General features: G+C 38.7%; 16 protein-coding genes. 2 read left to right on the top strand and 14 right to left on the bottom strand.

Annotation, left to right across the window (positions count from 1 at the left end; translation table 11 throughout):
- Nucleotides 1-138 precede the first annotated feature (138 nt).
- The 14 genes from Q2U82_RS13565 to Q2U82_RS13500 form a co-directional block, all read right to left on the bottom strand.
- Nucleotides 139-1,878: a DUF3987 domain-containing protein gene (locus Q2U82_RS13565; RefSeq protein WP_410005389.1), complete on the bottom strand. Its 1,740-nt coding sequence runs from the start codon at nt 1,876-1,878 to the stop codon at nt 139-141.
- Between the two features lie 3 nt (nt 1,879-1,881).
- Nucleotides 1,882-2,787 carry a BT4734/BF3469 family protein gene (locus Q2U82_RS13560; protein WP_410005388.1) on the bottom strand — a complete coding sequence of 302 codons (906 nt, stop codon included), beginning with the start codon at nt 2,785-2,787 and terminating at the stop codon, nt 1,882-1,884.
- A complete protein-coding gene (locus Q2U82_RS13555; protein WP_410005387.1) occupies nt 2,774-3,070 on the bottom strand; it encodes a helix-turn-helix domain-containing protein in 297 nt (98 codons plus the stop codon). Before Q2U82_RS13555 ends, Q2U82_RS13560 begins: the two co-directional genes overlap by 14 nt.
- Entirely contained in the window at nt 3,067-3,366 is a 300-nt protein-coding gene (locus Q2U82_RS13550) for a helix-turn-helix domain-containing protein (protein ID WP_041779683.1), read from the bottom strand. The genes Q2U82_RS13555 and Q2U82_RS13550 overlap by 4 nt, the downstream gene beginning before the upstream one ends.
- A 229-nt stretch (nt 3,367-3,595) precedes the next feature.
- Nucleotides 3,596-4,612, bottom strand: a complete 1,017-nt coding sequence (locus tag Q2U82_RS13545; protein WP_410005386.1) for a hypothetical protein — start codon at nt 4,610-4,612, stop codon at nt 3,596-3,598.
- Nucleotides 4,609-5,703, bottom strand: a complete 1,095-nt coding sequence (locus tag Q2U82_RS13540; RefSeq protein ID WP_410005385.1) for a phage integrase SAM-like domain-containing protein — start codon at nt 5,701-5,703, stop codon at nt 4,609-4,611. The genes Q2U82_RS13545 and Q2U82_RS13540 overlap by 4 nt, the downstream gene beginning before the upstream one ends.
- The gene (locus Q2U82_RS13535; RefSeq protein WP_410005384.1) at nt 5,700-6,053 is read right to left on the bottom strand and encodes a helix-turn-helix domain-containing protein; all 354 of its coding nucleotides are present in this window, start codon (nt 6,051-6,053) and stop codon (nt 5,700-5,702) included. The genes Q2U82_RS13540 and Q2U82_RS13535 overlap by 4 nt, the downstream gene beginning before the upstream one ends.
- A 242-nt stretch (nt 6,054-6,295) precedes the next feature.
- Nucleotides 6,296-7,699: a tRNA uridine-5-carboxymethylaminomethyl(34) synthesis GTPase MnmE gene (gene mnmE, locus Q2U82_RS13530; protein WP_410005383.1), complete on the bottom strand. Its 1,404-nt coding sequence runs from the start codon at nt 7,697-7,699 to the stop codon at nt 6,296-6,298.
- 110 nt (nt 7,700-7,809) lie between these two features.
- The gene (locus Q2U82_RS13525) at nt 7,810-8,319 is read right to left on the bottom strand and encodes a hypothetical protein (protein WP_410005382.1); all 510 of its coding nucleotides are present in this window, start codon (nt 8,317-8,319) and stop codon (nt 7,810-7,812) included.
- 156 nt (nt 8,320-8,475) lie between these two features.
- Complete coding sequence (gene dnaN, locus Q2U82_RS13520) at nt 8,476-9,594, bottom strand: DNA polymerase III subunit beta (RefSeq protein WP_410005381.1); 1,119 nt, start codon at nt 9,592-9,594, stop codon at nt 8,476-8,478.
- Between the two features lie 104 nt (nt 9,595-9,698).
- Nucleotides 9,699-11,393 (bottom strand): gliding motility-associated ABC transporter substrate-binding protein GldG, encoded by a 1,695-nt coding sequence (gene gldG / locus Q2U82_RS13515; RefSeq protein WP_410005380.1) that lies wholly within the window; start codon nt 11,391-11,393, stop codon nt 9,699-9,701.
- Nucleotides 11,393-12,100, bottom strand: a complete 708-nt coding sequence (gldF, locus tag Q2U82_RS13510; protein WP_410005379.1) for a gliding motility-associated ABC transporter permease subunit GldF — start codon at nt 12,098-12,100, stop codon at nt 11,393-11,395. The genes gldG and gldF overlap by 1 nt, the downstream gene beginning before the upstream one ends.
- 10 nt (nt 12,101-12,110) lie before the next feature.
- Nucleotides 12,111-12,407, bottom strand: a complete 297-nt coding sequence (locus Q2U82_RS13505; protein WP_410005378.1) for a putative quinol monooxygenase — start codon at nt 12,405-12,407, stop codon at nt 12,111-12,113.
- Between the two features lie 31 nt (nt 12,408-12,438).
- Nucleotides 12,439-13,278 carry an S-adenosyl-l-methionine hydroxide adenosyltransferase family protein gene (locus Q2U82_RS13500; RefSeq protein ID WP_410005377.1) on the bottom strand — a complete coding sequence of 280 codons (840 nt, stop codon included), beginning with the start codon at nt 13,276-13,278 and terminating at the stop codon, nt 12,439-12,441.
- Nucleotides 13,279-13,384: 106 nt separating this feature from the next.
- Here Q2U82_RS13500 and Q2U82_RS13495 point away from each other — a divergent pair, with 106 nt between their 5' ends.
- Both Q2U82_RS13495 and Q2U82_RS13490 read left to right on the top strand, forming a co-directional pair.
- The gene (locus tag Q2U82_RS13495; protein ID WP_410005376.1) at nt 13,385-14,338 is read left to right on the top strand and encodes a PhoH family protein; all 954 of its coding nucleotides are present in this window, start codon (nt 13,385-13,387) and stop codon (nt 14,336-14,338) included.
- A gap of 66 nt (nt 14,339-14,404) precedes the next feature.
- Entirely contained in the window at nt 14,405-15,352 is a 948-nt protein-coding gene (locus tag Q2U82_RS13490; protein WP_410005375.1) for a phosphoribosylaminoimidazolesuccinocarboxamide synthase, read from the top strand.
- The last annotated feature ends 113 nt before the right edge of the window (nt 15,353-15,465 follow it).

The following is a 15,465-nucleotide window of genomic DNA, read 5'->3' as shown; positions in this document are numbered from 1 at the left end:
TTTTGGACAATATAAGAAAAGAAAGTGTTAGTAAAAGAAAAAACCTGAGAGAATTTCAACTCAGGAAATCAAGGAAACAGGGGATGCAAAGGAAATCTTATCCTTAGCATCCTTAAAATCCTGAGTTTCCTTATTTGGTTAATTTGCAGGTGGTGGATTATCATCAATCGAAAGATTGATATAGTGGTCCTGCATTTCTCGATGAATCAATCCTTTCTTGCTAAATTCTGTAATGTAGCCTTCGGCTGTTTTATCAGGAATGTTCATGTTTTTTGCTACTTCCAGATACTTCTGCCTGTTGAAATTTTTCGGTAGGGCATCCAAGTACTTCTGCTTTCTGTTTTTACGTGTTGCTGGTTTTTCTTCTTCCGGTAGTTCGTTGAATACTTTACTCGAATGCTTCACCAGTACTTTAACCATACTGATTGCAGCTTGAAAGTCTCGCTCTTCACAGACCATCTGGGAGCTGGTATCACCAGTTTCTAAAATTCGCAAAGCCGAAAAAATCATACTGATGCGAAAGGCAACTAAACCCATTCTACGAACAGTAGCCATGTAGTCCAATCCTTGCAAAGCAATGTATTGATCTTGGACTTGTGCGAAAAACTGATTGAATTGGTTTTTCTGTTCTGCGGACAAACAAAACTCTATTTCACTTCCCGTTTTTAGAATTTTGTAAAGTTCATAGAATTGTGCACCCAAGGCATCAAAGTGTTCATCCAAACCGTTTTCGGTGCTGTCCGCAAATACATCTTTCCAGTTGGTCTTTACATTCATAAAGTAGAAGATGAAACGGCTGAATAAGCCGTTTTCAGCATTGGGAATTAAAGCTGAAACTTGTTTTGGCGTACCTGAAAGCACTGCCGAAAGGCAGGGACTTTCAATGTCGACCATTTCCCTATCCGTTCTTCGATAGTATGAGATTGTTTCATGATGAAAGGCTTTCCTAAATCCTTCACTATAATTGCCGTAATCGCTCTTAAAGGCTTGAGCAAGCGTGTCACCTTCTGTTTCAAAGATCAATCCTTTGCCATCACTATCACTTAATAGCTGGTATGCACCTGTGGAGCTATTGTTGGCTGGAATAAACAGCATTTTTTCTGGTGGTTTGCCCGGCTTCTCAACACCTTCTTCTTTACCTTTATTGGTATTGTATTCCGCCATTTCCAATTCGTATTGCTGCTTGAGCATTTTGGCTTGTTCACGTAATTCTTTGTGGATTGGCTGGACCAATTGTCTACAAAGCACCATTCGGCCTTTTCCAGCGGATGCCTGGGCAGTAACAAACAGGTATAAGTTTGCAAAAACCTTTCTACCATCATATTTCCCAAAGAATTTAGGCAAACATGCACTGATAGCCACTAAGGAGCCTAAAAGCAATAAATCGCGCTCTTCTTTGGAAGTGGCAACTGATGTCACATTTTGCAACAGCTCAGGAAGTTCAGGAAAGATAGTATCAGGAAGATTGGGAAGAACCTGTGGAGGAACTTCCTTATTTTGCTTTTCCTTTTTTATGGCTATTCCTGCTTGCTTTGCATGGTAGAAAAAGGTTTTTAATGATACTCCCTGACCTTTAGCTTTGAGGCAGTTGTCAAACTGCAGATCACATTCTGGAGCTGAATAGTCTGAATAGAATCTACTAATTCTATGAAAATATTCTCGCCCTGACTCGCCAAATTCATCGGCAAAAGCAAACCCGATATTGCGCCAATCGCTGTAAGCGTTGGCAATATCGATCTGGTTGGCTTCAATTTGTTGAATAATAAGCTCAACATCTGAAAGATTTGGTTGAGGTGTATTTTCTTTTGGCTCTGTATTTATTTGTTGCTGGCTTGGATTACCCATCCATTCCTGCGGATTAAATGTTTTCCTTTTCATTACTTATATGTATTTGGGATTAATGAAAATCTGAGGATCGTGTGGCAGGAAACATGCTCTGGAAATGTCTTTGCCCGATTGATCTACTTCCAACTGATAAGTCTGCTGGATATAGTTTGCTACCGCTTTGAAATAGTCTTGATGACCTGCTTTAGTCAGGTCAATAGGAATTACCCATTTGAGTCCATCACCCGAAGGAGATACGAATAGTAGCTCCGTTTCAAAGTACTGATCCCTGAGTAATTCAGCCTTTAGTCCAGTGATGTCCTGCACATGGTCAAAGTCTATAGTTAAGAGTCCTGAATGCTTTCGCAGGTTCTTATCATTCCGTTTGGAGAATGTGCCTGAGAAGGTCACATAATCAAATTGGAATGCTTTATACTTTCTAGCTTCTTTTACATCCTGAATGCTTTGCAGTGTATTTGTGCTCTCCACAAACGCATCACCCTTAATCATGGCATAGGCTTCAACCAGATCAATCTCTTTTGTTGGATTGATATTGGTTACAGGCTTCTTGAAGTAGCTAAAGACAGGAGCTTTTGCTTTGGCGAGTTCAGGCACAACCACGTGTGGTTGTGGGTCTTGCTGTTCGTAAAACCCATTCTTCTGACCAATTCTCAGGTGTAGCACTTCGTTGAGTTTTTGGTTTAGTTCCTGACCAGATAAGCCGAAATGCAATGAGGCAAAATCAAAGACATTGCCTTGCGCAATGGCTTGATCTGTATCGGTGTGCATAGCGCAACCTTCAACGACTTTTACTATCAAGGTTGGTTTGTTTGCATTGAAAGGGTTCTTTGCAGGTTTGCAGTCCCTTCCCGAAAGGGAAAGATAGTACTGTCGCAACACGTAGGCGTAGATATTCAAGCCGTAATGTGTTTTGTGTAAAATGGCTTCTCTACTTACTTCCATGACCTACAGATTTTGAAGGTTGGTAGTTGGTTTCAAGCATCTTTTCGATGTCCGAAACTTTGTAGTAGAATTTGCCATTGATTCGGCTGTAAGGCAACACTCCATTATCCCGCAGGGATTGGAGGGTTCTCTTGCTGATATGCAGCGTTTGCATCACATCCTGCCCATCAATCCACTCTTCTCTAAAGCTCTCTAAGCGTGATTTATGGTAGTGCTGCAGGTATGCTTTTATGGTCTTCATCTCCTGTGACAGTGACAGGATTAGTTCAATAATCTCTGTCATAGCTTTACTCTCCCTTTTTTGATTAAATAATCCGCTGCTTGCTGTTCCACTTCTTCAGCAGACATAGAGCGGTTGCGCAGCAACCAGTTCTCTAATTCAGTTCTTTTGAAGTAGAGTTTTTTGCCGTTCGGTTTGTAGTGCGGGACATTACCCGCACTTGTCAGTTTATAGAGGTGTGATTGAGACAGCTCCAAATACTGACATGCTTCATTGAAGTTTAATACTTCCTTACTGTAAATCCCCTGGCTCTCGATTAGGCGTTGGAGATTTTCGAGACGTTTTAATATTTCGTCCATTTTAAATCTGTTAAGAATTAATGAATGGACTTCAGCGCTAAAGTCATATTCGATTCCCGAATACAAGGCTAAATTAGGGTGGTAATAGTGGCGTTTTTGGCCTTAAAACAAGGTGTAGTGTAGAGTGTAGAGTGTAGTGTGGTCACTAAAAAAGAATAGCCCAACTTTTTAGAAAAGTAGGGCTAAAGAAAAACCAAAGAAAAGTAGAAGGGGTAAAGTGTAGAGCGATTTATTTTAGGTGGTTTACGCAGGCTTCAATGATTTCCCCAGTTGTTTTTGGTCTCTTTAGTAAGCGAATACTATCAGGGTTAAATGAAGTTCCGTCTTCCTGGACAAAGCATTTGCAAAGCACTTTCCACTGTTGCTGACGCATGGGAGAAACTAACTTATGTTTTGTGTAGATCAGGTAGAAAAAATAGTACAGGTCTGAGTCTAATCCTGTCCAAATTACGCTTTCTGTAATTTCCTTACCTGAGAATACCTTTTTGAAGAAATGGATACTTGTATCCTGACTGATGAGGTTGTTCTTCTTTAAACTGTCCCAAAGATCAGTTATGTTATCAGGTGCAGTTGGGAAATGGATGTAACTAAGTGAATGAAAGGATGTAGATTGTTTGGCCGTTTTTGGCTTAGGCTTAGGATTTGATTTTGATACTTTTTCGATTTGCTCCAATGGTTTGATGAATGCATAGCTATCTGGCTCACCGAAGAAATTGCGGTAGATATCTTCAATATCAAGTGGTTCTTCTTCTAAATCATCTGGAAATGCTGCTTGAATTTCCATGTAGATGTAGATCAGTGTAGTTTTCAAATAATGAATAATGAAGGTTTCTTCACTGATTTGTGCATCCTTTAGCTTATTGTCTTTGTCTGGATCTATGTACTCTATTTGGTAATTTCTTCTCTCAAGCTCTTTTGCAAAGTCAATAAAAAATTGGTGCAGCTTTTTTTGTAAGGTGGTGAATATCCAGTAATGCTTTAGGTCATCATCTTCCGCCTTATCGGCCAAATAGTGTACTGTGTTGATGTATCGATTGCGTTCGGTGTCAATTAGCTTTTTATAGTACTTGGCCTTCTGGGTATGGGCTTTGAAAAAAGTCAACGTATAAAAAGAGTCAAATTGCGGATCAATGGTTTCTACGGATTTCGATTCAAGTTTGAATTTCTCTTGAATAATATCACGATTTCCCCAGGGCTTTAGCTTGCCAAAGAGGATGCTTCTTAGCTTGGTTAGGTCGTTATTCATAAATCCAGTTTGATTTTGTTGGCAGCTTCCTTCTTCTTGTCATCAATGATTTTCGCATAGACTTGCGTTGTTTTCAATTCCCTATGGCCTAAGAGCTTTGATACTGTGTAAATATCTGTACCCGCAGTGAGCTGTAAAGTTGCATAAGTATGCCGGGCGCAATGAAAGGTAATGGTTTTGGATATTCCTGCCTTCATCATCCATTGTTGCAATTTCAGGTTGTGCCATGCTGAGTATTTCAATCCTTTAAACACTCGCTCGTCTTTATCTTGGCGTTCGCCAAGCAAGCCAACGGCTTGTTCTGAGATTGGGAGTGTTTCTGCTCCTTTGGTTTTCTTCTGTCTGAATCGGATGTAGTAACCCCGATCATTTGAATGTTGCACTTCGGACCATAGGAGTTTATTTATGTCTGACCAGCGCAACCCTGTAAGGCAAGAAAATATGAATGCTGTTTTCAATTGGGTGTTTTCACATTCGGTATTCGCAGCTGCTTGCAGCTCTTCGAGTGTCAAAAATTCCCTTTCCGGCTCTCCTTGTTTAAATGCTTCTGCACCTTCAGCGGGATTATGTGGTATGATGCCATCCTTCACAGCTTGTTTTAAGGCAGCCCGAAATTTGTTGAAATAGGAATACTTTGAATTTTGAGATAGTTTCTGAACTCCATGGGCTATGGCCTTTTTGTTCAGGTATTCTTTGAAGTCCTGTACGAACTCTCTATTCACAAATTCAAAAGAAATGTCTTGTGGCATGAACTTCTTGAAATGCTTGATCATGCTATCCCAATTCCCGTAATTTCCTGCGCTGTCCTTGCGTTTATTGGCTAATAGTTGCAGGTAGGCAGTGAAACTGCCTTTTAGTTTTTCATTGTCACGAAAACCGTAAGTGCCGTTTTGAATTTCAATTTGCCTTTGCGCTCGGATGGTTTCAGCCAATTGCTGGGTCTTCTTATTGATTTCCTTTTGCTCCTTGGTTTTCGGGTTAGGCTCTAGATAGAGATTTAGGTATTCTGTTTTCCTTTTGCCCTTGTTGTAGTAGTCAAGGTAAAGGCTGGTCTTTCCGCCCTGGTTCCTTTGTCTGAGTGTTACTTTCATGCCTGAAACAGTTTATCGATTTCCGTTCTCCTTATTATGGTGCGTCTGCCAAGTTTGCCCGCCTTGATTGTTCCGGACTTGATTTGACGGTAGATAGTCATGCGACTTGCTCCAAGTAGCTTGCAGGTTTCTTCGATACTTAAAAAGTCTTTGCTCCCTAACTGATCTTCTTGGAACTCTAAACGCTGGTGGGAGACAGGAGCTACTTCCTGTAGCTTAGCATCCCGCTTGCGCTTCTTGTAATTTCGGGATGCACATGTATGGCTACAGAATTGGGTAACCGTAGTCTTTGCGATGAATGACTCACCACAATGCTGACAGATCTTCGGTATCTCAATGTTGCTGCTCACGTGTTTCCTTTTGTGGGCTTGTTTCTGTCACTGGATGTATCTGATTGTATCAGTATGTATCCTGATGTAACATCATCTCGCCATTGCTCAAAAAATCTGTTGCTACCAACAAACTTGTTTCTAGTAACAACTGATTAGCAACAAATATACGGAAAAAAAGGGATAATTAGCAACAATCAAAGGAAGGAAAAACAGCCTAAATGATAGTAAAAGAAGGGTTTAGCGTATGAAAGGAAACTAACTTACTTCCCGATACAGAAGTTTGCAAAGATATTTCCCAAGAGTTCATCGTTAGAGATTTCACCAGTGATTTCACCAAAATAATGTAAGGCTTGGCGAATGTCAATTGCCAAAAGATCACCACTTAAACCGCTATCAATACCTTCCTGAACTTTTATAATTTCTTCCAAAGCCTTCAACATAGCGTCATAATGGCGGCTATTTGTGACGATGGTTTCGTTATTGCGAAGGGCACCTGTGTTTACAAAATCAAGTAATTTGTTTTGAAGTTCTTCAACACCCAGTTTTGTTTTTGCGGAAAGTAATAAATACGTAGACCCTTCGACTGCGCTCAGGGTGACATTGAGTTGTTGTATTTCTTGTTCGGTAAGTTTATCAACCTTATTGGCAACAATCAAAAGGTTTTTTAATGGGTATTTATTTTTAATGGTTTCAATTTCCACTTTAAACTTTGAACTTTCAATTTTGAACTTTTCAGCATCAAAAAGATAAATTACAACCTGCGCCTGGTCTATTTTTTGAAATGTTTTTTGAATTCCCAAACCTTCAATAACGTCCACCGTTTCACGAATTCCCGCCGTATCAATAAATCGGAAACCAATGCCTCCGATGATTATTTCGTCTTCAATAGTATCGCGTGTTGTTCCGGCAATGTCGCTCACAATGGCACGTTCCTCATTAAGCAAAGCATTCAGTAGGGTAGATTTTCCAACATTTGGTTCACCAACTATAGCAACTGGAATACCATTTTTTAAAACATTTCCTGTGGCAAAGGAATCTATAAGTCGTTTAAGAACGTGTGTTATTTTTGATATAAGTTTTTGAAATTCTTCACGGTTGGCGAATTCCACGTCTTCTTCAGCAAAATCGAGTTCCAATTCAATTAAACTGGCAAAATTCAATAATTCTTCGCGAAGTTTTTTTATTTCAGAGGAAAATCCACCGCGCATCTGTTGCATTGCCAATTGATGACTGGCCGCACTATCGCTGGCAATCAAATCGGCCACGGCTTCTGCTTGGCTCAAATCCATTTTTCCGTTGAGGAAAGCACGTAGCGTAAACTCGCCCGCTTGTGCCATTCTGCAACCTTTCCGAAGACATAATTGTATAATTTCCTGTTGAATGTAATTGCTTCCGTGGCAAGAAATTTCAATTACATCTTCGCCTGTATAGCTATATGGATTCTTGAAAACCGTGAGAAGCACTTCGTCTATAACACGTTCGCCTTCTTTTATATTTCCTAAGTGTACCGTGTGCGTTTTTTGCTTTGCAATTTCCTTTCCTGAGGCGGAAATAAATATTGATGAAGCAAGAGCGATTGCATCTGGCCCCGAAAGCCTTATAACCGCTATCGCTCCCGCACCTGCTGGAGTTGCCATTGCAACTATGGTATCTGTGTGTATCATTGGCTGCAAAGGTAACATTACTTTGGAAATGTTTTTAAAGTTAAAATTTATGGAAATAAAAAAGGGCAGCACGAATGCGACCCTTTATTTTGTTCCTTTAAAGACTATATTTAATAAGCAAAATTTTTAAAGTTTCCGGTCAGGGTAATTGTTGGTCCAGCGCCCGAAGTTGCGGTAATGGTAAAGTTTCCGGATATCAAACGTCCGTCCTCGGTTTCAGGATTTGCAACGTTTTCAAGGATATTTATCTCTCCATCGGAAGAGTTGTAAGTAACCTGGTTGGTTTGATCCCTAATTACTACATTCGTTACAAATCCGTTGGTAGCTACGTCTCCAATAATTTTAGTGATTCCACTTCCAAAACCTCCAGTATTGTTTAGAAAAATGCTGACAACGTTTGTATTGGCATCAGTTACCGAAAGATTCAATCCGTTGTCACTGTAATCACTTGAATAGAATCCAAGTCGAGATGCATAATTGCTGCCAAAGCCACCGCCATTGATTGTGGCACTAAATTCTGCTTCGGGAGCAGTTCCGCCACCATCGCCGTCATCTTTTTTGGAACAGGAAATAATCAATACGGAAAGAAAAAGAATGCAAATTGTTTTTAAAGTTTTCATGTGTGTAGTTTTAAGTTATTATTTATTTTAAGGATTAAACTAACTGCACATCGAAATGGTTAAGAGAATGTCATCAGCATTTTTTAAAATAAAAAAATCCGCTCTTTCGGCGGATTTTCTTCAATCTTATTATTTAAAAATTAATAATCGAAAAGTCTAGTTGTTAAGCATTACAGGCATTACAAGCATGGTCACTGTTTCACCTTCATCAAGCCCATCTACTGGAGTAAGAATTCCAGCACGGTTAGGAAGGCTCATTTCCAAAGAAACTTCATCGCTTGTTAGGTTGTTCAGCATTTCGGTTAAGAAACGGCTGTTGAAACCAATTTGCATATCATCGCCTTGGTAATCGCACGTTAAACGCTCTTCCGCTTTGTTGCTGTAGTCAATATCCTCTGCTGAAATGTTTAGTTCTGCACCAGCTATTTTTAAACGGATTTGATGCGTTGTTTTGCTGGAGAAGATAGAAACCCTGCGAACGGAATTCAAAAATTGATTTCTATCAATAACCAATTTGTTCGGGTTTTCCTTTGGAATAACGGCTTCGTAATTTGGATATTTCCCGTCAATCAAGCGGCAAACCATTTCGGTATTTTCAAAAATGAATTTGGCGTTACTTTCATTATATTCAATAACCACATCATCTTCACTTCCAGCAAGGATGCTTTTTAAAAGTGTCAAAGGTTTTTTGGGCATTATAAACTCGGCGGTTTGCGAAGCGCTAATGTCATCACGGGTATATTTTACCAATTTGTGCGCATCCGTAGCAACAAAAACTAAATTATCTGTTGAAAATTGAAAGAACACACCGCTCATCACGGGTCTTAAATCATCATTTCCAGAGGCAAAAATAGTCTTACTTATTGCAGTTGCAAGTACATCGCCCTGCACAACGGTTGATGAAGGGTCTTTCAATTCCACAGCATTTGGAAATTCCTCACCACCAGCGTAAGCCAAAGCATATTTACCGTGATTGGAGCTAATCTCTATAGTGTTATTGTCTTCAACCGTAAACGTTAAAGGCTGCTCTGGAAAGGTTTTCAATGTTTCAAGCAAAAGTCTTGCAGGAACACAAATCATTCCTTTTTCGGTGCTTTCTACTTCCAATTTGCTGGAAATTGTGGTTTCCAAGTCTGAAGCTGAAACGGTAAGCGATTTTTTGTCTAAGCTGAAAAGAAAATTATCTAAAATAGGCAGGGTATTGTTATTGTTGATAATACCGCCCAAAACTTGCAGTTGTTTTAATAAATACGAACTCGATACGATGAATTTCATTGAATATTTATTTTTTTGATCAGAATAATGATAAACCCTTTGTTTTAAGGATACCTACAAATATATTTCAAATGAAGTGTTTGTTAAAACAAACTTATCAACATTTAGCGGGTGTATTTGCGCTTGCGATAGAAGGTGAAAAGCATTCCGAAAAGAGCAAGTAACCCCAACGGTAACAATATATTAACCATTTGCCACTTGCTTCTTTGGTCGACAGTTTTTTGCGGATCTAAAAATGGCACTGCAATTTGGCGTGTTCGAATGTTTATAAGTCCACTATCATCTAAAAGGTAATTGACAGTATTTAGCAGAAATTCCTTATTTCCGTAGAAAGAATTGGTCATTTTGTCGAAGCCTAATTCCAAAGGACGGTTGCCCTGCATTTGGTTTTTTATGATGTCGCCATCGCTAATAACTACCATTTTTGAAGGTTTTCCATCGTCAATATTTTTTAGGTCACCTTCCAATTTTATTGGCTTCACCCGATTTTTAAAAGCTGAAGTGAAATTACCTTCCAGCAACACTGCCAATGGAATTTCGCCAGCATTGTATTCATTCGGGTTTGGACCTTCATTCACAACTTGCAAATTCTTCGGAATTTCCACATCAAAATCAATAGGGAAGGGGAGCCCCACGATTTTTGATATTGGAGAAGTGGAAAGTAGAACAGTTTTTTTAATGTTATTCGGAAGCGTATCAATGGCACTAGCATAATCAAACTTAACGGCTTCAATATTTGAAACTATGGGGTGGTTGTTCGCGCTGCTGCTCAACGGACTGAAAAACCACGGATAACGATTATACTGAGCTTCGCGTTCATCGCCATTGGCTAAAACTATTGGTGCGGAATACACATCTTTAACCAAATTTGGATTGATGCGGATACCGTATTTGAAGAAAAAATCATTTAAATTCAAATCTCTTCCAAAAGCGAAAGTTTTTCCAGAAACCGTATCAACCTGCATTTGGGTAGCATCCAAAAGCCAAAGTGATTTGCCGCCGTTCATAATATATTGGTCCAGCACATATTTTTCAGCATCGCTGAAAGACTCTGTGGGTTGCGCAGCGATAATCAAATCAAAACCTTCCAAGGCTTTTAAAGTTTTCTGGGGATTTGATGAAACAGAATCTAAAGTGAATGGGGCAATAAAATAATAATCCCGAAGTGTCCCAAAGAAATCGGCAATGTAGCGATCATCATATTCCCCGTTTCCTTTTAAAACTGCTACTTTTTTGGATTTCTGTGTAGCCAATTTTTTAAACCCATCTGCAAAAGCATATTGCAGATTCTGGAGGGAGCTGTTCACTCTTTCTTCGGAAGTAGCACCCAACTGATTTTTCAACAACGGAATTTTAACCGATTTGCCATCGTGATGTGCCAACGCCCACGGATAAACAAGTTCGGTGCTTTGTTTACCGCTTTCGGTAACGGAAACCTGTGCGGGCGTCAATCCAAATTTTTCAAATTGCGATTGAAATGCTTCGTTTCCTTTTTCGGTTGGGTTTATAAATTCAAACTTTATATTGTCATTATAGGCTGAAAATTCGTCCAAAAGCTGTTCGGTTTCACTTTGGAGCCTTCGGAATTCCGGCGGAAAATTTCCCTTCAAAAAAACATCTACAATTATTGGGGAATTTACTTTGTCAACAATCTCTTTTGCTTCTTCGGAAAGGGTGAAACGCTTGTCCTGCGTAAGGTCAAAGCGCTTGTAGAAATAATTTCCAATCACATTCAAAAGAATCAATCCTCCGATTAAGATTGTAAATGAAACTATATTTTTCTTAATTGAAGTCTTCATTATTGTTTCTTCAATTTAAAAATGGTCAACGCGATGAAAAAAACCGTTACGCTCAAAAAATAAATCAAATCGCGCGTGTCCAAAACGCCGCGCGCAACGCTGTCAAAATGTGCCTTCATTCCTAGATTGGAAATGTCGAATGTTGAAGAAGTAAAACCCTCAAAACCGTAATAGAGTGCAAAACACAGAAAAACAGCAATTATAAATGCGACGATCTGGTTTTGCGAAAGTGTGGATGAAAAGATGCCGATGGAAGTATAGGCAAGTACTAAAAATAGCAAGCCAATATAAGAGCCTATTGTGCTGCCAACATCCCAATTTCCGGACGGATTTCCCAATTCAGAAATTGTGAAAACATATAATATTGTTGGAACCAAAGCAATAATAATAAGGATTACCGCACCAAAATATTTCCCAAGTACAATTTGCCTTAGGGAAACTGGTTTTGTTAGCAAAAGTTCCAAGGTACCCATTTTCATTTCATCACTAAAGGCACGCATACACACGGCGGGAATTAAGAATAATAAAACCCAGGGTGCAAGTTCAAAATAGGGGGAAAGGTCTGCAAAACCTGAATCGAGTATGTTGTAATTTCCACTGAAAACCCAAAGAAACAAACCGTTTATAACCAAAAAAACAGCAATCACCAAATAGCCAATCGTGCTGGAAAAGAAGGAATTTATTTCTCGTTTTATAATTGTAAACATTCAGTTTTGATTATTTTAAACTGTGAAGTGTATCAACACTCCAAGCTTCAGCTTTTTCTTTAAACATTGGTTTTGTTACACTCCAAACGCTTTTGAAAAGTTCGCTGGTTCTGTAATTTTCCAAATCAGTTTCCTCATTCCAACGGCTGTATGTGAAAAAGATTGTTTCGTCATTTCTATCGCTGTAAAGTTCCAAAAAAGTGCAACCCGGAAAATTTCGAATTCTTTCTTTTACCTCTTCAAAATTAGATAGAAAAGCGGGAATATTTTCTTTTTCAAATTCCATTTTTACAATTCTTGTAAACATATATATCACTTAAAAATTTGCATTTACCCCCTTACAATTCTGAAATAAAATTAACCATAATTGAATCTCTATAATCTAAGCCAAATAATGAAGAAGCGCTTCCAACGGTTTTTGAACTGCTTTTGTAAATAGCAAGTTCCAAATAACTTGAAGAGTTCCACAGTGCCAATCTCTTTCCATCCTCCTCACGTTTTTCTGGTGGGTTGTCAAAATTTATTGCTTCGCTGTAATGAGCATATATTTTTGTGAATTCATTATTTCTTGCATTTATAACGAATTTTCTTCCACGACCAACCTCCTCGAACAATTTTTTGGTAATGTTACTGATCACGTTTCCATAATTGTCAATATAGATAACAGTGCCACTTATCTGGCTTTCTTGATTGCTGACAGCAGGACGGATACCCATCAATTCCTTAATATTAGTTATGTTTTTACCTATAACGTCAAGTCTTCCACCTCGTGCAATATGGCTGGCAACTTTCACAAAAACATCCAAAACAGGAAAATTACTAATTATGCGGTCGTGAATATTTATTTCAACAATTTTTTCCGGCCGTATTTCTGAAGTAAGCATTGAGATTATCCCATTGTCTGCACACACAAAATAATGACCGTCCATAAAAACCGCAATGTGTTTATTTTCAGGATTTAACTCAGAATCTACTCCAATAATATGAATGCTTCCCAAAGGAAAACTTTTGTAAGCGTTTTGAATTATATAGGCAGCCTCGTGAAGATGAAAAGGCGAAATGGAGTGAGAGATATCAACAATTTTGGCATCTTCCATTTCTGTATAGATAGCTCCCTTTACCGCACCAACAAAGTGATCTTTCTCTCCGAAGTCAGTGGTAAGTGTGATTATAGCCATAAAAGGATTGTTGATATTTTCTTAAAAGAGTTACCACAAAAATAGGTTACTTTTGTTAGTAGCAAAACTATTTTTTGCATATTCTAAATAATAAAAAGCACGCCTTTTGAACGAACTTATCATCGAACTCACTGAGATTAGCCCAAGGGATTTCTTCGGCCTTGAAAATGCTAATATTGACCTTCTTAAAAAATATTTTCCAAAATTAAAGCTAGTTGCTCGCGGCAATAAAATCAAGGCATATGGAGATGATGATTTGCTTGAGGAATTTGATAGGCGAATAGCAATGCTTTTAGAACACGCCACCAAATACAATAAAATAGACGAAAACGTTATTGAGCGTGTGCTTTTAAGCAGAAACAAAGAAGAATACGAAGCTCCACAAGGAAGCGGTGAAACAATTGTTCACGGTGTTAGCGGAAAACCCATTAAAGCACAGACCGCCAACCAAAGAAAACTAGTATCATCAATGAGTAAGAATGATATGGTTTTTGCAGTGGGACCCGCAGGAACTGGAAAAACATACACAGGAGTTGCGCTTGCCGTTAAAGCGCTGAAAGATAAAGAGGTAAAGCGAATTATCTTAACAAGACCTGCGGTGGAAGCTGGAGAGAATCTAGGTTTTCTTCCTGGAGATTTAAAAGAAAAACTAGACCCGTATATGCAGCCATTATATGATGCACTTCGCGATATGATTCCTGCGGAAAAGTTGGCTTCGCATATTGAAAATGGTATCATTCAAATTGCGCCATTGGCTTTTATGCGCGGACGAACTTTGGATAACGCTTTTGTAATTTTGGATGAAGCCCAAAATACAACCCATGCCCAAATGAAAATGTTTTTGACCCGTATGGGAAAAAACGCCAAGTTTATGATTACCGGCGATCCGGGTCAGATTGACCTACCTCGCCGTGTTATTTCTGGTTTGAAAGAAGCACTATTGGTTTTAAAAGATGTAAAAGGAGTTGGAATGATATATTTGGACGACAAAGATGTTATCCGTCACCGTTTGGTGAAAGAAGTAATTGCGGCTTACAAGAATATTGAAAATGTAGACTAAGAAATCCCAAAATATTAAACTCCAAATTCCAATTTTTAAATCGAAAACCGTATATCTAAAATCAAAATGAGTAATACCATAATTTCAACAGATTTCAATTTCCCCGGACAAAAAAGTGTTTACCACGGGAAAGTTCGCGAAGTCTATACTTTGGAAAACAATAAACTTTTAATGGTAGCTACAGACAGGCTGAGCGCTTTTGATGTAGTGATGCCGAAGGGAATTCCGTATAAGGGTCAAATTCTAAACCAAATTGCAACTAAAATGATGCGAGATACACAAGATTTGGTTCCAAATTGGTTGATAGCTACACCCGATCCAAACGTTGCTATTGGTGAGGCTTGCGAACCTTTTAAAGTTGAAATGGTAATCCGGGGCTATATGAGTGGTCACGCCGCTCGTGAATATAAAGCTGGAAAGAGAATACTTTGTGGGGTTACTATGCCCGAAGGAATGAAGGAAAACGATAAATTTCCCCAACCAATAATTACACCTGCCACCAAAGCAGAAATGGGCGATCACGACGAAGATATTTCGCGGGAAGATATTTTGAAACGAGGAATTGTTTCCGAAGAAGATTACCTTCAGTTGGAAGATTATACCCGAAAACTTTTTCAGCGTGGTAGCGAGATTGCTGCAAAAAGAGGGTTGATTTTGGTGGATACCAAATATGAATTTGGAAAAACAAAGGATGGAAAAATAGTTCTTATTGATGAAATCCATACTCCAGATTCATCACGCTATTTTTACGCGGAAGGATATGAGGAGCGCCAAAAAAATAATCAACCACAGAAACAACTTTCGAAAGAGTTTGTACGCCAATGGTTGATCCAGAATGGATTTCAGGGATTGGAGGGGCAAAAAGTTCCATTTATGAGCGATGAATATATTGAGACTGTTTCCGAAAGATATATTGAGCTTTACGAAAACATTACCGGTGAAAAATTTATAAAGGCCGATGTTTCCAACATCCATGAGCGTATTGAAAAAAACGTATTGGAATATTTAAAGTAAACAATTCATCTTCAATTTAAACTTAGGCCTCTTTTTTTGGAGGCTTTTTTATTGGTATTCGTTACAAAGTAACTATTGAAATTTTGTATTTCAGAAAATTAATTCAGCTGACC

This window comes from Aequorivita nionensis, assembly GCF_046352995.1.
GTDB lineage: Bacteria > Bacteroidota > Bacteroidia > Flavobacteriales > Flavobacteriaceae > Aequorivita > Aequorivita nionensis.
Note: the sequence above shows the minus strand (reverse complement) of the source record. Positions and strands in the feature narration are given on the sequence as shown.